Annotated in this window: 15 protein-coding genes; 5 read left to right on the forward strand and 10 right to left on the reverse strand. The window is 70.5% G+C overall.

Annotated elements, in window-relative coordinates:
* Positions 1–5 precede the first annotated feature (5 nt).
* The 3 genes from ACZ6I1_RS21130 to ACZ6I1_RS21140 all read right to left on the reverse strand — a co-directional run bounded on the left by ACZ6I1_RS21130 (position 6) and on the right by ACZ6I1_RS21140 (position 2,559).
* Positions 6–1,100, reverse strand: coding sequence for an amidohydrolase family protein (locus tag ACZ6I1_RS21130; RefSeq protein ID WP_469289318.1), 1,095 nt, complete (start codon positions 1,098–1,100; stop codon positions 6–8).
* 139 nt (positions 1,101–1,239) lie between these two features.
* On the reverse strand, positions 1,240–1,593 hold the full coding sequence (locus ACZ6I1_RS21135; RefSeq protein WP_469289320.1) for a hypothetical protein: 354 nt from the start codon (positions 1,591–1,593) through the stop codon (positions 1,240–1,242).
* A 24-nt stretch (positions 1,594–1,617) separates the two neighbouring features.
* Entirely contained in the window at positions 1,618–2,559 is a 942-nt protein-coding gene (locus tag ACZ6I1_RS21140) for a heme o synthase (RefSeq protein WP_469289321.1), read from the reverse strand.
* A gap of 257 nt (positions 2,560–2,816) precedes the next feature.
* Here ACZ6I1_RS21140 and tkt point away from each other — a divergent pair, with 257 nt between their 5' ends.
* The 5 genes from tkt (at position 2,817) to pgl (ending at position 9,568) form a co-directional block, all read left to right on the forward strand.
* A complete protein-coding gene (gene tkt, locus ACZ6I1_RS21145; protein WP_469289323.1) occupies positions 2,817–4,904 on the forward strand; it encodes a transketolase in 2,088 nt (695 codons plus the stop codon).
* A 34-nt stretch (positions 4,905–4,938) separates the two neighbouring features.
* Complete coding sequence (tal, locus tag ACZ6I1_RS21150) at positions 4,939–6,057, forward strand: transaldolase (protein ID WP_469289325.1); 1,119 nt, start codon at positions 4,939–4,941, stop codon at positions 6,055–6,057.
* Between the two features lie 5 nt (positions 6,058–6,062).
* Positions 6,063–7,589, forward strand: coding sequence for a glucose-6-phosphate dehydrogenase (zwf, locus tag ACZ6I1_RS21155; protein ID WP_469289327.1), 1,527 nt, complete (start codon positions 6,063–6,065; stop codon positions 7,587–7,589).
* On the forward strand, positions 7,586–8,620 hold the full coding sequence (gene opcA, locus ACZ6I1_RS21160; protein ID WP_469289329.1) for a glucose-6-phosphate dehydrogenase assembly protein OpcA: 1,035 nt from the start codon (positions 7,586–7,588) through the stop codon (positions 8,618–8,620). The genes zwf and opcA overlap by 4 nt, the downstream gene beginning before the upstream one ends.
* 165 nt (positions 8,621–8,785) lie before the next feature.
* Positions 8,786–9,568: a 6-phosphogluconolactonase gene (gene pgl / locus ACZ6I1_RS21165; protein WP_469289331.1), complete on the forward strand. Its 783-nt coding sequence runs from the start codon at positions 8,786–8,788 to the stop codon at positions 9,566–9,568.
* 91 nt (positions 9,569–9,659) lie between these two features.
* Here the strand turns inward: pgl and pgi are convergent, their stop codons facing one another.
* From pgi to ACZ6I1_RS21200, 7 genes are all read right to left on the reverse strand, one after another.
* A complete protein-coding gene (gene pgi, locus ACZ6I1_RS21170; RefSeq protein ID WP_469289418.1) occupies positions 9,660–11,315 on the reverse strand; it encodes a glucose-6-phosphate isomerase in 1,656 nt (551 codons plus the stop codon).
* A 149-nt stretch (positions 11,316–11,464) separates the two neighbouring features.
* Positions 11,465–11,752 (reverse strand): RNA polymerase-binding protein RbpA, encoded by a 288-nt coding sequence (locus ACZ6I1_RS21175; RefSeq protein WP_030197743.1) that lies wholly within the window; start codon positions 11,750–11,752, stop codon positions 11,465–11,467.
* A gap of 257 nt (positions 11,753–12,009) precedes the next feature.
* Positions 12,010–12,240 (reverse strand): preprotein translocase subunit SecG, encoded by a 231-nt coding sequence (gene secG, locus ACZ6I1_RS21180; RefSeq protein WP_355410494.1) that lies wholly within the window; start codon positions 12,238–12,240, stop codon positions 12,010–12,012.
* 166 nt (positions 12,241–12,406) lie between these two features.
* The gene (gene tpiA, locus ACZ6I1_RS21185; protein ID WP_469289334.1) at positions 12,407–13,195 is read right to left on the reverse strand and encodes a triose-phosphate isomerase; all 789 of its coding nucleotides are present in this window, start codon (positions 13,193–13,195) and stop codon (positions 12,407–12,409) included.
* A gap of 6 nt (positions 13,196–13,201) precedes the next feature.
* Entirely contained in the window at positions 13,202–14,413 is a 1,212-nt protein-coding gene (locus ACZ6I1_RS21190) for a phosphoglycerate kinase (protein WP_469289336.1), read from the reverse strand.
* 139 nt (positions 14,414–14,552) lie between these two features.
* On the reverse strand, positions 14,553–15,557 hold the full coding sequence (gene gap / locus ACZ6I1_RS21195) for a type I glyceraldehyde-3-phosphate dehydrogenase (RefSeq protein WP_469289338.1): 1,005 nt from the start codon (positions 15,555–15,557) through the stop codon (positions 14,553–14,555).
* Between the two features lie 208 nt (positions 15,558–15,765).
* Positions 15,766–18,735, reverse strand: coding sequence for a M14 family metallopeptidase (locus ACZ6I1_RS21200; protein ID WP_469289339.1), 2,970 nt, complete (start codon positions 18,733–18,735; stop codon positions 15,766–15,768).
* Between the last annotated feature and the right edge of the window lie 58 nt (positions 18,736–18,793).

The raw sequence follows: 18,793 nt of genomic DNA on the forward strand, positions 1-18,793 counted from the left end.
GGGGCTCACCCGCGCTCGTCCAGCCGGTAGACGCGGCGGGCATTGCCCGCCGCGACCATGGCGGCGACCCGGCCCGCGTCCTTCCAGGACCATGCCCCGTCGGCGACCCAGCCGCCCAGCACCCGGCCCAGCGCCTCCCGGAACACCAGGGCGCCCACCGCGTGCAGCTCGGGCAGCTGCCGCCCGCCGCTGGAGAACAGCAGCTTCCCGAACGGCGCGAGCTCCAGCAGCTCGGCCAGGACCCCCGCCGCCCGCGCCCCGGTCTGCCCGAGCGCCGCGCCGGCGTCGGCGTAGACGTGCGGGTGGGCGGCGGCCAGCTGCGCCGTCTGGCGGTGGTACGGGTACCCGCCGAGCAGGACCACTCGCGTACCGAGCCCCGCGGTGGCCCGTACGAATCCGGCCAGCGGCGCCGGGTCACCCGCTCCGGTGTGCAGCTGCAGCGGCAGCCCCGACGCGACAGCGCTCCACACCAGGTGCCGCAGCAGTACGGGGTCGCGCACGACCCCGCCCCTGGCCCGCCGGTCCAGCCACCGCCCGGCCGCCCCGCGCACCTCGCCGGGATCGGGCGGCTCGGGCGCCCCGGCCAGCAGGGAGCCGTGGTCGACGGCGGCGCCGCAGGTGAAGGCCACGGCCCCGGTGGCGGCGTGGTGCACGGCCTCGGCGAGATTGGCGAGGAAGGCGGCCACGGTCCCGGAGGTGTCGGCGACCTGCTCGGCCAGCAGTTCCAGCCGGACCGTCTCAAAGGCCTCGGCGTCCCCCGCGAGGGCCAGCTCCTTGGGGTCGGTCAGGTCCCCGGCCACGCCCGTGTCGACCACGTGGGCGGCGATCCCGGAGCCCCGCAGCAGCAGCCGCGCGGTCTCGGCGGCGCCCAGCTCGCGCCGGCGGGCGAGGTAGCGGGCGGGGGCGGCGTACGGCTCCAGCCCGAGCAGCGGCGGGCACCAGCGGCGCACCGCGAAACCGGTCTGCGTGTCGAAGAAGGTGGTGCCCGCGGCGGGCGGGCCGGCGGAGGGGACCAGCTGGGCCTCGAAGGTGCCCAGGCCCAGCTCGGTACGGAGGACTCCGTGGCAGTACTGGTCCACCAGGGGCGGCGTTTCGATCATCCGGGCATCCCGTTGCGGACGTGAGGAAGGGGCTTCCACACGTCCTAACGGGTGAGCGGGGTGTGAGGTGTTGCTCGCGCTGTTGACCGAGCGGCCACCCAGGGGCCGTCCCGTCCCGCGGGCGGAGGCCGCAGGAGCGTCAGGCCGCCGGGTTCGCCGGTCCGCCGAGCTGGATGCCCGCCATCCGGGTCCACTCGTACGGGCCGGTGCGCACGCTCGCGGCGAACTCCCCGTCGAACTCCTCGTGGAGGGTCAGCGCGGCCTTCTCGGCGGCCAGCCGTGCCACCGCGAAGGCCGGGGCCACCAGGTCGCCCCACTCGCCGTCCTTGCCGACGAGCACGATCCGCGTGCCGGCCTGGCCGATGTGGGCGATGTGGCCCTCGGCGCCGCCGTGCTGCTTGGCGAACGCGCCGATCTGCTTGGCGAGCTTCGCCGCCGTTCGGTCCTGCTTCTTGTCCGCGGTCGCTGCGGTGGTGTCTGCGGTGTCTGCCATGAACAGCATGCTACCGGTGAGTAATCAGCGGAGGAAGGGATCCACGGCCACCGCCACGAACAGCAGCGACACGTAGGTGATCGACCAGTGGAACAGGCGCATCTCCTTGAGCTTGCCGCCCGTCACCCCGGCCTTGGCCCGTGCGTGCAGCGCGTGCGCCTCCCACAGCCACCAGCCGCCGGAGACCAGCGCGACCGCCGTGTAGAACCACCCGGTGTACCCCAGCGGGGTCAGCAGCAGCGACACCGCCACCATCACCCAGCTGTAGAGGACGATCTGGCGGGCGACGGCCTGGTTGCCCGCCACGACCGGCAGCATCGGCACGCCGACGCGCGCGTAGTCGTCCTTCACCTTCATCGACAGCGGCCAGTAGTGCGGCGGCGTCCAGAAGAAGATGACGAGGAAGAGGATGACCGCGGCCCAGGAGACCTCGTTCTTGACGGCGGACCAGCCGATGAGCACCGGCATGCAGCCCGCGATGCCGCCCCAGACGATGTTCTGGGCGGTGCGCCGCTTCAACAGCATCGTGTAGACCACGACGTAGAAGAGGAGCGCGCCGAGCGCGAGCGCGGCCGACAGCCAGTTCACCAGCAGGCCGAAGAACAGCGTGGAGACCACGGCGAGCGTGATGCCGAAGGCCAGGCACTCGCGCGGGCTGACCATGCCGGTCACCAGCGGGCGCTGCGAGGTCCGGTCCATCAAGGCGTCGATGTCGCGGTCGATGTACATGTTCAGCGCGTTGGCGCCGCCCGCGGACAGGTAGCCGCCGAAGCAGGTCGCGAGGACCAGCCACAGCGACGGCACGCCCTGCTCGGCGAGGAACATCACCGGCACTGTGGTGATCAGCAGAAGTTCGATGATCCGCGGCTTGGTCAATGCCACGAAAGCCATGGCCCGGGCCCCGAACGGCCGGTGACCGGCGCTCGTCGCGAGCACCCCCGCTGGACGGGATTCGACGGCCGTCACGCACACCCCTGAGAGAGAAACCAGCAAGCACCGCAAGGGCTTGCACGTACCACGCCACTGTAGACGTTGGTCATACGTCGCCCTGCGCGGGGGTCGCGTCGTGTTGGTCCGAACGGAGCTGACGACCCGGTGACGGCAAGGTGACTGACTACGGACACTCGAATAGCTGCACGCCGTTGCGGGGGTAGGCTCGGAATCGCGCCGGTGCGACCGTCCGTCACCGGGAACAGACATGTGGAGAGGAGCCCTGACCCACGGTGAGCACCAAGCCGACCACCACAGAGCTCGAGTGGACCGAACTGGACCAGCGGGCCGTCGACACCGCCCGCGTTCTGGCCGCTGACGCGGTCCAGAAGGTCGGGAACGGCCACCCCGGTACGGCGATGAGCCTGGCCCCCGCCGCGTACACCCTCTTCCAGAAGGTGATGCGGCACGACCCGGCGGACCCCGAGTGGGTGGGCCGCGACCGCTTCGTGCTCTCCGCGGGGCACTCGTCCCTCACCCTGTACACGCAGCTGTACCTGGGCGGCTTCGGCCTGGAGCTGGACGACCTCAAGGCGTTCCGCACCTGGGGCTCCAAGACCCCGGGCCACCCGGAGTACGGCCACACGGCCGGCGTGGAGACCACCACCGGCCCGCTGGGCCAGGGCATCGCCAACGCGGTGGGCATGGCCATGGCCGCCCGCTACGAGCGCGGCCTGTTCGACCCGGAGGCCGCCCAGGGCACCTCCCCGTTCGACCACATGATCTACGTGATCGCGGGCGACGGCTGCCTCCAGGAGGGCATCTCCCACGAGGCGTCCGCGCTGGCGGGCCACCAGAAGCTCGGCAACCTGGTGCTGCTGTGGGACGACAACCACATCTCCATCGAGGGCGACACCGAGACGGCCGTCTCCGAGGACACCCTCAAGCGGTACGAGTCGTACGGCTGGCACGTCCAGCGCGTCGCGCAGCAGGAGAACGGCGACCTCGACCCGAAGGCGCTGTACGCGGCGCTGCAGGCGGCCAAGGCCGAGACCGGGCGCCCGTCCTTCATCGCGGCCCGCTCGATCATCGCCTGGCCGGCCCCCCACGCCCAGGGCACCGAGGCCTCGCACGGCTCGGCCCTCGGTGACGACGAGGTCGCCGCCACCAAGCGCGTCCTCGGCTTCGACCCGGAGCAGACCTTCGAGGTCTCCGACGAGGTCATCGCCCACACCCGCAAGGCGCTGGACCGCGGCCGCGAGGCCAAGGCCGCGTGGGAGAAGGACTTCTCCGCCTGGCGCACCGCGAACCCGGAGCGCGCCGCAGAGTTCGACCGCATCAACGCCAACGAGCTGCCCGCGGGCTGGGAGGACGAGCTCCCGTCCTTCGAGGCCGGCAAGGGCGTCGCCACCCGCGCCGCCTCCGGCAAGGTGCTCCAGGCCCTCGGCGCGGTCATCCCGGAGCTGTGGGGCGGCTCGGCCGACCTGGCCGGCTCCAACAACACCACCATCGACAAGGAATCCTCGTTCCTGCCGGTGGGCAACCCGCTGCCGGAGGCCGACCCGTACGGCCGCACCATCCACTTCGGCATCCGCGAGCACGCCATGGCCGCGGCCATGAACGGCATCGCCCTGCACGGCCACACCCGCATCTACGGCGGCACCTTCCTGGTGTTCTCCGACTACATGCGCAACGCCGTCCGCCTCTCCGCGCTGATGCACGTGCCGGTCACCTACGTGTGGACCCACGACTCCATCGGTCTCGGCGAGGACGGCCCGACCCACCAGCCGATCGAGCACCTCGCCTCGCTGCGCGCCATCCCGGGCCTGAACGTCGTCCGCCCGGCCGACGCCAACGAGACCGCCATCGCCTGGCGCGAGATCCTGCGGCGCCACACCAAGGTGTTCGGCAAGGGCGCCCCGCACGGTCTGGCGCTGACCCGCCAGGGCGTGCCGACCTACGAGCGCAACGAGGACGCCGCCAAGGGCGGTTACGTGATGTTCGAGGCCGAGGGGGGTCCGGCCCAGGTCGTCCTCATCGGCACCGGCTCCGAGGTGCACCTGGCCGTCGAGGCCCGCGAGCAGCTCCAGGCCGAGGGCATCCCCACCCGGGTCGTCTCGATGCCGTCCGTCGAGTGGTTCGAGGAGCAGGACCAGGACTACAAGGACAGCGTCCTGCCCTCCTCGGTGAAGGCCCGCGTCGCGGTCGAGGCCGGCATCGGCCTGACCTGGCACCGCTACGTCGGCGACGCCGGCCGGATCGTGTCCCTGGAGCACTTCGGTGCCTCGGCCGACGCGAAGGTCCTCTTCCGCGAGTTCGGCTTCACCCCCGAGGCCGTGACCGCCGCCGCCAAGGCCTCCCTCGCCGCCGCCGCGCGCTGACGCCCGTACAAGACCAGTAGGAGATGCATTTCCCATGACAGACGCACTCAAGCGCCTCTCCGACGAGGGCGTGGCGATCTGGCTGGACGACCTGTCCCGCAAGCGCATCACGTCCGGCAACCTGGCCGAACTCATCGACGAGTCGCACGTGGTCGGTGTCACCACCAACCCGGCGATCTTCCAGAAGGCCATCAGCGGCGGTGAGGGCTACGAGCAGCAGCTCACCGACCTCGCGACCCGCAAGGTCACCGTCGACGAGGCCCTGCGCATGATCACGACGGCGGACGTCCGCGACGCCGCCGACATCCTGCGCCCGGTCTACGACCGCACCGACGGCCAGGACGGCCGCGTGTCCATCGAGGTCGACCCGCGCCTGGCCCACCAGACCGCGGCGACCATCGCCGAGGCCAAGCAGCTGGCCTGGCTGGTGGACCGCCCCAACACGCTCATCAAGATCCCGGCGACCAAGGCCGGCCTGCCGGCGATCACCGAGGTCATCGGCAAGGGCATCAGCGTCAACGTCACGCTGATCTTCTCGCTGGAGCGCTACCGCGAGGTCATGGACGCGTACCTGGCGGGCCTGGAGAAGGCCAAGGCCGCGGGCCTGGACCTGTCCCTGATCCACTCGGTCGCCTCCTTCTTCGTGTCCCGCGTGGACAGCGAGATCGACAAGCGCCTGGACGCCGTCGGCACCGACGAGGCCAAGGCCCTCAAGGGCAAGGCGGCGCTCGCCAACGCCCGTCTGGCCTACGAGGCCTACGAGGAGGTCTTCTCCTCGGACCGCTGGACCGCCCTGGAGCGGGTCGGCGCCAACAAGCAGCGCGCGCTGTGGGCCTCGACGGGCGTCAAGGACCCGGCGTACAAGGACACCCTGTACGTGGACGACCTGGTCGCCCCGAACACGGTGAACACCATGCCGGAGGCCACCCTGGAGGCCACCGCGGACCACGGCAACATCACGGGTGACACCGTGCGCGGCACCTACGAGCAGGCCCGGGCCGAGCTCGACGCGGTCGCGAAGCTGGGCATCTCGTACGACGATGTGGTGCAGCTGCTCGAGGACGAGGGCGTCGAGAAGTTCGAGGCGTCCTGGAACGACCTGCTGAAGTCGACCGAGGCGGAGCTTGAGCGCCTCGCCCCCACGGAGGCCTGAACACCTTGTCTGTGAACGGAGCGAACCCGCTTCGTGACGCACAGGACCGGCGGCTCCCGCGCATCGCGGGGCCGTCCGGCCTGGTCATTTTCGGCGTTACGGGTGACCTGTCGCGCAAGAAGCTGATGCCTGCCGTCTACGACCTGGCCAACCGCGGCCTGCTCCCGCCGGGCTTCTCGCTGATCGGGTTCGCCCGCCGCGAGTGGGAGCACGAGGACTTCGCCCAGGAGGTGTACGAGGCTGTCAAGGAGCACTCGCGCACGCCGTTCCGCGAGGAGGTCTGGCAGCAGCTGGTGCAGGGCTGCCGGTTCGTGCAGGGCAACTTCGACGACGACGCGGCCTTCGAGACCCTGAAGGCCACGATCGAGGACCTCGACAAGGCGCAGGGCACGGGCGGCAACTTCGCCTTCTACCTGTCGGTCCCGCCGAAGTTCTTCCCCAAGGTGGTCCAGCAGCTCAAGGACCACGGTCTGGCGCAGAAGGAGGGCTCCTGGCGGCGCGCCGTCATCGAGAAGCCCTTCGGTCACAACCTGAAGAGCGCCGAGGAGCTCAACAAGGTCGTCCACGAGGTCTTCCCCCGTGACGAGGTCTTCCGGATCGACCACTACCTCGGCAAGGAGACCGTCCAGAACATCCTGGCGCTCCGCTTCGCCAACACCATGTTCGAGCCGATCTGGAACCGGTCGTACGTCGACCACGTCCAGATCACCATGGCCGAGGACATCGGCATCGGCGGCCGGGCCGGGTACTACGACGGCATCGGCGCGGCCCGTGACGTCATCCAGAACCACCTGCTCCAGCTGCTCGCGCTGACCGCGATGGAGGAGCCCGGCTCCTTCCACCCCAAGGCGCTGGTGGCGGAGAAGCTCAAGGTGCTGACCGCCGTGCAGCTGCCGGAGGACCTGGGCAAGCACACCGTGCGCGGCCAGTACGCGGCGGCGTGGCAGGGCGGCGAGAAGGTCGTCGGGTACCTCGAAGAGGACGGCATCGACCCCAAGTCGAAGACCGACACCTACGCGGCCATCCGCCTGGAGATCAACAACCGCCGCTGGGCGGGCGTCCCGTTCTACCTGCGGACGGGCAAGCGCCTGGGCCGCCGGGTGACCGAGATCGCGGTGGTCTTCAAGCGGGCCCCGTACCTGCCGTTCGAGTCGGGCGCGACCGAGGAGCTGGGGCAGAACGCCCTGGTCATCCGGGTCCAGCCGGACGAGGGCGTCACGGTCCGCTTCGGCTCCAAGGTCCCCGGCACCTCCATGGAGGTCCGGGACGTCACGATGGACTTCGCGTACGGCGAGTCCTTCACGGAGTCGAGCCCCGAGGCCTACGAGCGGCTCATCCTGGACGTCCTGCTGGGCGACGCGAACCTCTTCCCGCGTCACCAGGAGGTCGAACTCTCCTGGAACATCCTCGACCCGATCGAGGAGTACTGGGACAAGCACGGCAAGCCCGCGCAGTACCCGGCGGGCACCTGGGGGCCGGTCGAGGCGGACGAGATGCTCGCACGAGACGGACGGAGCTGGCGCCGGCCATGAAGATCGACCTCACGGAGACCAACTCCAGCAAGATCAACGCCGCACTGGTGAAGGCGCGCCGGGACATCGGCACGCCCGCCATCGGCATGGTCCTCACGCTGGTGATCGTGACCGACGAGGAGAACGCGTACGACGCGCTCAAGTCGGCGAACGACGCGTCCCACGAACACCCCTCGCGGATCGTCGTCGTCATCAAGCGGGTCAGCCGCTCGCCGCGCAGCCGCCGCGATGCCCGTCTCGACGCGGAAGTCCGTGTCGGGGCGGACTCCGGCACCGGCGAGACGGTCGTGCTCCGCCTTCACGGCGAACTGGTCGACCACGCCCAGTCGGTGGTTCTCCCCCTTCTGCTGCCGGACGCCCCCGTGGTCGTCTGGTGGCCGGACGGTGCTCCCGCGGACCTGGCGGGCGACCCGCTGGGTGCGCTGGGCCAGCGCCGGATCACGGACACGTACTCCTGCGAGGACCCGCTCGGGGCGCTCGCCGCCCGCGCCGCGGCCTACGCACCCGGTGACACGGACCTCGCGTGGACCCGGATCACCCCGTGGCGCTCGATGCTGGCGGCGGCGCTGGACCAGCAGACCCTGTCGGTCTCCTCGGCGACCGTGGAGGGCGAGTCGGACAACCCGAGCTGCGAGCTGCTGGCCATGTGGCTGGCGGACCGGCTGCAGGTGCCCGTGCGGCGCACGCCGTCACAGGGGCCGGGCCTGACGGCCGTACGCCTGGAGACCAAGGACGGCGCGATCGTCCTGGACCGGGCGGACGGGGCGCTGGCCACGCTGTGCATGCCGGGCCAGCCGGACCGGGCGGTGGCGCTGAAGCGCCGCGACACGGCCGAGCTGCTGGCGGAGGAACTCCGCCGCCTGGACCCGGACAACACGTACGAGGCCTCGCTGAAGTTCGGCGTCGTCAAGCTGCAGCCCGCGGACCCGGAAGCCCCGGCCAAGCCCGAAGCCCCGGCTCCGGCCAAGCCCGAGGCGGACGCCGCCCCGAAGCCGGCCCCCAAGCCGGCCAAGAAGGCCGCGGCCAAGTAGCCGGGGCTCCGCCCCAGACCCCGGTCCTCAAACGCCGGACGGGCTGAAAGATTCAGCCTCGCCGGCGTTTGCGGCGCGGGGCGGGGTGGGGAACGGCTCCGCGCAGCGGCACGGCACCAGCCGCACCCCCATCCGCACTCCCAACGAAGGCGGCAGCACATGGGTATGACGACTCCCCAGGTCGTCGTCCACCGGGACAAGGAGCTGATGGCCCAGGCCACGGCCGCCCGGCTCATCACGAAGATCGTGGACGCGCAGACGGCCCGCGGCACGGCGTCCGTGGTCCTCACCGGCGGCCGCAACGGCAACGGCCTCCTCGCGGCGCTGGCCGCCGCCCCGGCCAAGGACGCCATCGACTGGTCCCGGCTCGACCTGTGGTGGGGCGACGAGCGCTACGTCCCGGCCGACGACCCCGAGCGCAACCACACCCAGGCCCGTGAGGCCCTGCTGGACTCCGTCCCGGTGGACCCGGCCCGCGTGCACGTCATGCCGGCCTCGGACGGCCCGTACGGGACCGACGTGGACGCGGCGGCGGCCTCGTACGCGGCGGAGCTGGCGAAGGCGGCCGGACCGGAGGACCACGGTCCGGTCCCCCGCTTCGACGTGCTGATGCTGGGCGTCGGCCCGGACACCCACGTGGCCTCGCTCTTCCCGGAGCACCCGGCGACCCGCGAGGCCGAGCGCACCGTGGTCGGCGTGCACGGCGCCCCCAAGCCCCCGCCCACCCGGATCTCGCTGACCCTCCCGGCCATCCGGGCGGCCCGCGAGGTCTGGCTGCTGGCCGCGGGCGAGGACAAGGCCGGCGCGGTGTCCATCGCCCTCGGCGGCGCGGGCGGGGTCCAGGCCCCGGCAGCGGCGGCCCACGGCCTCTTCCGCACCCTGTGGCTCCTGGACCGCGCGGCCGCCGCCAAGCTGCCGAGCGGGATGTATCCGCCGGCCGCTTCCTGACCCCGGCAGCGCGAAGGGCCCGCTCTCCCCGGGAGAGCGGGCCCTTGTGCTGGGCGGCGAACGCCGGGCGCTGACGCCGGGCGGCCGTTGGTCAGCCGCGCCCGCGCAGCTCCCGGTACGCGGCCACCAGCGCCTTCGTCGACGCGTCCAGGCCGGGGACGTCCGCGCCCTCGGTCAGCGCAGGCTCCACCCGCTTCGCGAGGACCTTGCCGAGCTCCACGCCCCACTGGTCGAAGGAGTCGATGTTCCACACCGCGCCCTGGACGAACACCTTGTGCTCGTACAGGGCGATCAGCTGCCCCAGGACCGCCGGGGTGAGCTCGGGGGCCAGGATGGTGGTCGTCGGGTGGTTCCCCCGGAACGTCTTGTGCGGGACCAGCTCATCCGGGGCGCCCTCCGCCCGCACCTCCTGCGCCGTCTTGCCGAAGGCCAGCGCCTGGGTCTGCGCGAAGAAGTTCGCCATCAGGAGGTCGTGCTGGGCCGCGAACGAGGGCTCCAGCTCGGCCACCGGGCGCGCGAACCCGATGAAGTCCGCGGGGATCACCTTCGTCCCCTGGTGGATCAGCTGGTAGTAGGCGTGCTGCCCGTTGGTGCCGGGGGTGCCCCACACCACCGGGCCCGTCTGCCATTCCACCGGATTGCCCTGGCGGTCCACCGACTTGCCGTTGGACTCCATGTCCAGCTGCTGCAAGTAGGCGGTGAACCGGGAGAGGTAGTGGCTGTACGGGAGCACCGCGTGCGCCTGCGCGTCGAAGAAGGCCCCGTACCAGATGCCCAACAGGCCCAGCAGCAGCGGGGCGTTCTCCTCCGGCGGCGCGGTGCGGAAGTGCCGGTCCATGGCGTGGAAGCCGCCCAGCATCTCCCGGAAGGCGTCCGGGCCGATCGCGATCATCAGCGAGAGCCCGATGGCCGAGTCGAAGGAGTAGCGGCCGCCGACCCAGTCCCAGAACTCGAACATGTTGGCCGGATCGATGCCGAAGTCGGTGACCTTCTCGGCGTTGGTCGACAGCGCCACGAAGTGCCGTGCGACGGCCTCCTGTCCGCCGCCCAGCCCCGCCAGCAGCCACTCGCGCGCCGAAGTGGCGTTCGTGATGGTCTCGATGGTGGTGAAGGTCTTGGAGGCGATGATGAACAGCGTCTCGGCCGGGTCCAGGTCCCGCACGGCCTCGTGCAGGTCGGCGCCGTCCACGTTGGACACGAAACGCACCGTCAGACTGCGGTCGGTGAAGGCCCGCAGGGCCTCGTAGGCCATCGCGGGACCCAGGTCGGAGCCGCCGATGCCGATGTTGACGACGTTCCTGATGCGCTTGCCGGTGGAGCCGGTCCACTCCCCCGACCTGACGCGGCCGGAGAAGGCCGCCATCTTGTCCAGGACGGCGTGCACCGCGGGGACGACGTTCTCCCCGTCGACCTCGACGACGGCGTCCGCGGGCGCGCGCAGGGCGGTGTGCAGGACCGCCCGGTCCTCGGTCGTGTTGATCTTCTCGCCGCGGAACATCGCCTCGCGCAGCTCGGCCACGCCCGCCGCCGCGGCCAGTTCGCGCAGCAGCGTCAGCGTCTCGTCGGTCACGAGGTGCTTCGAGTAGTCGATGTGCAGGTCCCCGACCCGCAGGGTGTAGCCGGCGCCCCGGCCCGGATTCTCCTCGAACAGCTCCCGCAGATGCGTCTGCCCGAACTCCTCCCGGTGCTTGCCGAGTGCCAGCCACTCCGGCATCCGGTTGAGCTTCGTACGACTGTCTGCGTTCATCTCGGACATCAACCCACTTCTTCCGTCCTGTCGTGCCCCGCCGATCACCAACTTAAGGGATCCGAAGGGGACCAACGCACACAAAGAGCCCGGCCCCGTTGGAGATGTCTCCAACGGGGCCGGGCCTCAGGTCACATGGCGCGAGTCGCTCAGATCTCGCCGCGGAGCTTGGCGAGGGCCTCGGCGAGGATCGCCTCGCCGTCGGCGTCCGTGCGCCGCTCCCGTACGTACGCCAGGTGCGTCTTGTACGGCTCGGTGCGCGGCGGCGCCGGCGGGTTGTCCCGGTCCTGGCCGGCCGGGAACCCGCAGCGCGGGCAGTCCCAGGTGTCCGGCACCTGCGCGTCGCTGGCGAAGCTCGGCTGCGTCTCGTGCCCGTTCGAGCACCAGAAGGAGATGCGCAGGCGGGGCGCGGACTCGCCGCGCTCGGCCTCACCCATCGGCCCCGCTCCGACCCGGCTACCACGGATCGCGTTGCCACTTGCCACGGTCGTAACTCCCCTGCGTGATGGTGCCGCCAAGCATGAGGTATGTCTGCTCAAGGCACCCCGGGTACGTCAAGCCCACCTCACGTTCAGCGTGCGGAGGGATCATCCCCCTCAGGTGCGGGGAGCAGAATAGCTCGTTCCGCAACCAGGGTGCAGGACCTCATGATAGGCCGGGCTCCGCCGACCGGACTGCCGGATGGCCAGAACGGTCAGCTGCTCGCCTTCATCAGGAGGCCGAGCGCGAGGATGCAGGCGAACCACAGCAGACCGACCACGACGGTGATGCGGTCCAGGTTCCGCTCGGCGACGGAGGAGCCGCCGACCGACGACTGCATTCCACCGCCGAACATGTCGGAAAGGCCGCCGCCCTTGCCCTTGTGCATCAGCACGAGCAGCATCAGCAGGGCGCTGAAGACGATCAGGGCGATCGAGAACCCCATAATCACGGCTGATTCCTACTTTCTGGCTTTTCTGGCTTTCCGGCGGTGCGGGATGTGCGCGCGGGGGCCAGTGGCTGGTGTTCAGCCCGCTGGCCCCCGCAAGGGTACGACGGATCCGCCCTACCGCATACTTGCTGCCCCGGCCGCGCAGCGGCCGGGTGGCGGGTTACTGGTCGCGGAAGCGGACGATCCTGACGAACTCGTCAGCGTCCAGCGCCGCGCCGCCGACCAGGGCGCCGTCGACGTCGGGCTGGGCCATGATCGCCGCGATGTTCCCGGACTTCACCGAGCCGCCGTACTGGATGCGGACCTTGTCGGCCAGCTCCTGCGAGTACAGCTCCGCGAGACGGCCGCGGATCGCCCCGCAGACCTCCTGGGCGTCCTCGGGGGTGGCGACCTCGCCGGTGCCGATGGCCCAGACGGGCTCGTACGCGATCACGATGGACTCGGCCTGCTCCGCCGGGATGTCCTTGAGGCCGCCGTCGACCTGGTTCAGCGTGTACTGGACCTGCTGGCCGGCCTTGCGGATCTCCAGGCCCTCGCCGACGCACAGGATCGGGGTGATCCCGTGCCGGTAGGCGGCCTTGACCTTGGCGTTGCAGAGCTCGTCGCTCTCGTTGTGGTACTGGCGGCGCTCGCTGTGGCCGACGGCCACGTACGTGCACTTCAGCTTCGCCAGCATCGAGCCGGAGATCTCGCCGGTGTAGGCGCCGGCGTCCTGCGCGGAGATGTCCTGGGCGCCGTACTTGATCTTCAGCTTGTCGCCGTCGACCAGGGTCTGGACCGAGCGGAGGTCGACGAAGGGCGGCAGGACCGCGACCTCGACGGCGTCGTAGTCCTTGTCGGCGAGTGCGAAGGCGAGCTTCTGGACGTGGGCGATGGCCTCGAGGTGGTTGAGGTTCATCTTCCAGTTGCCCGCCATCAGCGGGGTACGGCCGTTGTCAACTGCGGTCATTACGGGTCAGCCCTCCAGGGCGGCGAGGCCGGGGAGCGTCTTGCCCTCGAGGTATTCGAGGGAGGCGCCGCCACCGGTGGAAATGTGGCCGAAAGCCTTCTCGTCGAAGCCGAGCGTACGCACGGCCGCGGCCGAGTCGCCGCCGCCGACGACGGTGAAGGCGTTGCTGTCGACCAGGGCCTGCGCGATGGCGGTGGTGCCGCCCGCGTAGTCCGGGTGCTCGAAGACGCCGACCGGGCCGTTCCAGAACACGGTCTCGGCGTCGGCGATCTTGGACGCGTACAGCTCGCGCGTCTTGGGGCCGATGTCCAGGCCCTCCTTGTCGGACGGGATGCCGTCCGCGTCGACCGTCTCGAAGACGGCCGGGGTCTTGCCCTTGAGGTCGGGGAAGTCCGTCGAGACGAGCACGTCGACCGGGAGGACCAGCTCGACGCCGGTGTCCTTCGCGCGCTGCATGTACTCGGTCACCTTCGGGATCTGGTCCTCCTGGAGGAGGGAGATGCCGACCTCGTGGCCGAGCGCCTTGAGGAAGGTGTACGCCATGCCGCCGCCGATGAGGATGCGGTCGGCCTTGCCGAGCAGCTCGTCGATGACGGCGAGCTTGTCGGAGACCTTGGCGCCGCCGAGGACGACCACGTAGGGGCGCTTGACCTCGTCGGTCAGCTTCTTCAGGACGCCGACCTCGGTGGCGATGAGGTAGCCGGCCGCGTGCGGGAGGCGCGCGGGGAGGTCGAACACCGAGGCGTGCTTGCGGTGGACGGCGCCGAAGCCGTCGCCGACGTAGAGGTCGGCGAGCTCCGCGAGCTGGTCGGCGAAGGCGCCGCGCTCGGTGTCGTCCTTCGCCGTCTCACCGGGGTTGAAGCGCAGGTTCTCGATGACGGCCACCTGGCCGTCGGCGAGGGCCTCGACGGTCGCCTTGGCGGAGGCGCCGACGGTGTCGGTGGCGAACGCGACGTCCGCACCGAGCAGTTCGCCGAGGCGCCGGGCCGCCGGGGCGAGCGAGAAGGCCGGGTCCGGGGCACCCTTGGGGCGGCCCAGGTGCGAGGCCACGATGACGCGGGCGCCGGAGGCGGCGAGCTTCGCGATCGTGGGCTGGACGGCGCGGATGCGGCCGTCGTCGGTGATGCTGCCCTGGGCGAGCGGGACGTTGAGGTCGGCGCGGACGAAGACCCGCTTGCCCTTGACGCCCTCGGCGAGCAGTTCGTCGATCGTCTTCATGTGTTTCTACTCCTTTGAGCCCTTCTCGCGAAGGGCGAGGAAGGGAGAACGAGACAAGCGACAGGGCCCGTGCGGCGCTTCGTCGCGCAGCCCGGACCCTGTGCTCACATCGTGGTGCCTACCTTAGAACCGGGTGACCTTAGAGCTGGCCACCGACGAAGACCGTAAGGTCCACGAGACGGTTGGAGTAGCCCCACTCGTTGTCGTACCAGCCGACGACCTTGACGCTCTTGCCCTGGACCATGGTCAGGGAGGAGTCGAAGGTGCAGGAGGCCGGCCAGTTCACGATGTCGGAAGAGACGATCGCGTCCTCGGTGTAGTCGAGGATGCCCTTCAGCTGGCCCTCGGCGGCCTTCTGGAACGCGGTGTTGACCTCGTCCTTGGTCACCTCGCGCTCCAGCTCGATGACCAGGTCGGTCACGGAGCCGGTGGGGACCGGGACGCGCATCGCGATGCCGTCGAGCTTGCCCGCCAGCTCCGGGATCACCAGCGCGGTGGCCTTGGCGGCACCGGTGGTGGTCGGGATGATGTTCTCGGCGGCGGCGCGGGCGCGGCGCAGGTCCGAGTGCGGGAAGTCCAGGATGCGCTGGTCGTTCGTGTAGGCGTGGACCGTCGTCATCATGCCCTTGACGATGCCGAAGTTCTCCAGGAGGACCTTGGCCATCGGCGCCACGCAGTTGGTGGTGCAGGAGGCGTTGGAGATGACGTGGTGACCGGCCGCGTCGTACTTGTCCTGGTTGACACCCATCACGATCGTGATGTCCTCGTCCTTGGCCGGAGCCGAGATGAGGACCTTCTTCGCGCCGGCGGCAAGGTGCTTGGCGGCGTCGGCCTTCTTCGTGAAGATGCCGGTCGACTCGATGACGATGTCGGCGCCCAGTTCACCCCAGGGGAGGTTCGCGGGGTCGCGCTCGGCGAAGGTCTTGAAGGTGTTGCCGCCGACGGTGATGGTGTCGTCGGTGTGGGAGACCTCGGCCTTGAGGCGGCCCAGGATGGTGTCGTACTTGAGCAGGTGCACCAGGGTGGCGTTGTCAGTCAGGTCGTTGACACCGACGATCTCGATGTCCGCTCCCTGCTCAAGGAGCGCCCGGAAGTAGTTGCGGCCAATTCGGCCAAAACCGTTGATGCCTACGCGGATCGTCACGAACCGATCTCCTCGTTGGTGCGCCGGTAAGTGCGCCGGCGAGCTGTATGGGATGTCCCCGACCGCTTACGACCCTACCTCTCCGTGAGCTTTTGAGTGACATCGGCCGGAGCCTGACACGCCCCGAGGCCCCGTACCGATTGCTCGGCACGGGACCTCGGGGGCTTTCTCCCCCGTTACGCAGCGTGAGCCCCTGGAGGGCCCCTGATCAGCGGTTCAGCGCACGCAGCGCCTTACCGACGAGTACGGCACGGTCAGCCGCCGCCGGCACGTGCTCCAGGCCGAAGCCCAACAGGACGGTGTCACGCGTTGTCACCGCCGCGTAGGACTTGAACAGCTCCCCCGACCGGGACCAATCGCCCGGAACTTCGGGGCTTCCGGCAGGTGCGCCCTGGGCGGTCCAGTCGCCGAACGAGGTCTCGAAGCCCTCGACGGCCTGGTCGGCGCCGCCCACGTTCAGGCGTGCCCCGTCCGCGAAGACTCCGCGGCCGCCCGAGCCCCCGTCGGTGATGTAGGAGAGCGAGACCTCGACGGTCTTGCCCGCGTACGCGCTCAGGTCGAAGGAGACCTGCTTCCAGCCGCCCGAGGACCCCGTGAAGCTGTTCCACGCCCCGCTGGTGCCCTTCGCCGCGCAGGCTCCGGCCTCCAGGGTGAGGTAGTGGCGCAGGAACGGGTGGCCGTTGACGAAGAACCCGGCTCCGCAGTCCTCGGGAACGGTGGTGCTGCTCAGGCCGCCCGTGTCCGGGAGGGTGGTCCAGTCGTCCCCGCCGGCGGTACGGGCCTCCAGCGCGGCATGGTCGTAGCCCTGCTCGACGTTCCAGCTCATGGCGAGCTTCAGCTGCGGCTTGTCCGCGGCGGAGACCTTGGTGAGGTCGATCGTGCGGGTCAGCCGCTTCCAGTCGTCGTCCTCGTGGAGGGCGGAGGCCATCTGGCTGCCGTCGTAGGGGGCGAACGGATTGACGACCCCGCCGAACTGGCCGGCCTGCGCGCTCTTGAACTGCGGGAACTGCGCGGGCGCCAGGGTCTCGGAGGTCACCATGTAGGAGCCGGGGGCGTCGAGGGGGTTGCCCGCGGCGTCGCCGAGCCCGCCCTTGGCCCCGTTCAGGGCCCCGGCGCCGGTGAAGCCGGTGGCGCCGCTGACGCTCGTACGGCCGTAGGCGCCGAGCCAGTACTGGCTGAAGTCGTCGGTCACGGCGGGGCCGACCTGGGCGTTGCCGCCCGCCAGCTCACCGGCCTCGATCAGTTTGCCGCCCTCGTTCAGGAAGTCGCGGACCGCCAGCTGGGTGTCCCCGCCCGGGGTGACCGCGCCGGTGTAGTGGAGAGCCGTACGGAAGTGGGAGAGCACCCCGAGCGGGTGCGGCGCCCCCTGGGCGGCGACGTCCCAGACCGCCGCGGACCTGCCGTTGGCGCGCAGGGCGTCGACGTAGCTCTGGGCGTGCTGTGCCGTGGCGCCCTCCTCCGCGATCACCAGCACGTCCGCGCGCGGCCGCTCGGCCACCGTGTACGTGAAGTGCTCGCTGGAGACCCGCTTGCCGGAGCCGTCGCGGCCGGTGAACCAGACCTCGACCTTGTCGCCGGGCTTCGTGCCGTCCACCTCGGCCCGGTACTCGTCGAACCAGTTGTTGTCCTCGCCGCCGTAGACCTCGCCGCCCTTCCAGGGCTCGAGGTCCTCGTCGTGCGTACGGCCGCCGTTGATCCGGTACTGCAGCTCCTTGTCCTTCAGCGCCTTGCGCGCCGTGACGGAGACCGTCTGGTCCTCGCCGCGGGCCGCGTAGGAGGTGGTGAAGGGGTCCGGGGTGAAGTCGGCGGCGCTCAGGCCGACGACGGACGCCGGACGGTCCGGGTGCGCGGCGCTCTCGCCGACCGACAGGGCGAAGGGGATGTTCTTGGCGAACTCCGCCTGGATGAGCTTCTCGTCGTCCGGGAAGTTGAAGCCGGAGGCGCAGTCCTCGGGCCTCCACCGGTCGTTCGGGTCGCTCGCGGAGGCCGTCTGGCAGGTGGTCATCTCCGGCGTGAACATCATGATGCCGTTGACGTTGGCGGCGTGGCCGTCGGCCTCGCCGTTGGTGGTGTAGAGCTCGGAGGACACCTGCGGGTAGTAGCCCGGGACGGCGGGGTTCTCCGGGGTGCCGGCGAGCGCCTTGTAGGCGACGTCGTCGGGGGTGGAGGTGGCCACCTGCCAGCCCACGCCGTAGAGCAGCAGCTCGGCGGCGGAGTGGTAGTTGATGGCGTACTCGAAGCCGATGCGCTTCTGGAAGGCGTCGAGGGCGGCGGTCTCGGGCTCGGAGCCGGCCTTGGTGCCGCGGTAGGTCTCGCTCGACGGGCTGGGCGAGGAACCCTCGTTGTCGTAGCCCCACTTGTAGGCGAAGTTGCGGTTGAGGTCGACGCCGTCGACGGCGGTGTGCTTGCCGTCGCCGTTGTTGTCGCGCATGTTCTTGCGCCACAGCCGCTCGCCGCCGGGGGCGTGCGTGTAGTCGTACCCGTCGGGGTTGGCCGTGAGCAGGAACCACAGCTCGGTGGAGTCCACCAGCTTGGTGATCTGCGGGTCCTTGCCGTAGTTGTCGACGGTGTGGTGCATCAGCCGCCGGGTCATCTCCGGGGTGATCCACTCGCGGGCGTGCTGGTTGGACATGTAGAGCACGGCCGGCTTGGCGCCGTCCTTGGTCTTCCCGGCGTTCTTGGTGACCTTGAGGGCGAGGATGTCCTTGCCCTGGACGGTCTTGCCGATGGAGACGGCCTTGGTGAGCGCCGGGTTCTGCCGGGCGGTCCGCAGGATCTCCTCCTGGAGTCCGCCCTTGCCGCTGTACGGGCGGAACACCCCGTCCCCGGCGGCTCCGGCGCGGGCGAGTCCCTCTGCGGCTACCTCGCGTTCGGCGAGCTTGACGCCCTGCGCCCCGAGCTTCTTCGCCTGCTCGCCGGTGAGGAAGAGCTCGACCTTGGCGGTGCCGCTCTCCGGCGCGCGTTCGCTCAGCTCGTGCGCGTCCTGGCCGGCGGCGAGGACCAGCGGGACCTGCTCCTTGCTGATCTCGGCGTCGTAGACGCGTACCTCGGCGTCGGCCGCGGCGTCGGAGGCGGTGCCGGATCCGGGCTGGGCCTGCGCCGCCACGGGTAGCGCGGCGAGTGCGGTGCCGATGACGAGTGCGCTTGCGGCGAGGGTCGATCTCGCTCGGTGCCTCATATGCCCCCCTGGGCGTCGTCTGCCACGAAAGTGTCCGGACGAAAGGCTCACGACCAGT

This window comes from Streptomyces sp. NPDC046303 (genome assembly GCF_055588085.1).

Bases quoted from the DNA above. Each gene is read 5' to 3' on its own strand.
- ACZ6I1_RS21175 (WP_030197743.1), bottom strand. From the start codon at position 11,752: ATGGGTGAGGCCGAGCGCGGCGAGTCCGCGCCCCGCCTGCGCATCTCC.
- pgi (WP_469289418.1), bottom strand. From the start codon at position 11,315: ATGAACGCAGACAGTCGTACGAAGCTCAACCGGATGCCGGAGTGGCTG.
- opcA (WP_469289329.1), top strand. From the start codon at position 7,586: ATGAAGATCGACCTCACGGAGACCAACTCCAGCAAGATCAACGCCGCA.
- ACZ6I1_RS21135 (WP_469289320.1), bottom strand. From the start codon at position 1,593: ATGGCAGACACCGCAGACACCACCGCAGCGACCGCGGACAAGAAGCAG.
- ACZ6I1_RS21190 (WP_469289336.1), bottom strand. From the start codon at position 14,413: ATGAAGACGATCGACGAACTGCTCGCCGAGGGCGTCAAGGGCAAGCGG.
- tal (WP_469289325.1), top strand. From the start codon at position 4,939: ATGACAGACGCACTCAAGCGCCTCTCCGACGAGGGCGTGGCGATCTGG.
- pgl (WP_469289331.1), top strand. From the start codon at position 8,786: ATGACGACTCCCCAGGTCGTCGTCCACCGGGACAAGGAGCTGATGGCC.
- secG (WP_355410494.1), bottom strand. From the start codon at position 12,240: ATGGGGTTCTCGATCGCCCTGATCGTCTTCAGCGCCCTGCTGATGCTG.
- tpiA (WP_469289334.1), bottom strand. From the start codon at position 13,195: ATGACCGCAGTTGACAACGGCCGTACCCCGCTGATGGCGGGCAACTGG.
- ACZ6I1_RS21200 (WP_469289339.1), bottom strand. From the start codon at position 18,735: ATGAGGCACCGAGCGAGATCGACCCTCGCCGCAAGCGCACTCGTCATC.
- ACZ6I1_RS21130 (WP_469289318.1), bottom strand. From the start codon at position 1,100: ATGATCGAAACGCCGCCCCTGGTGGACCAGTACTGCCACGGAGTCCTC.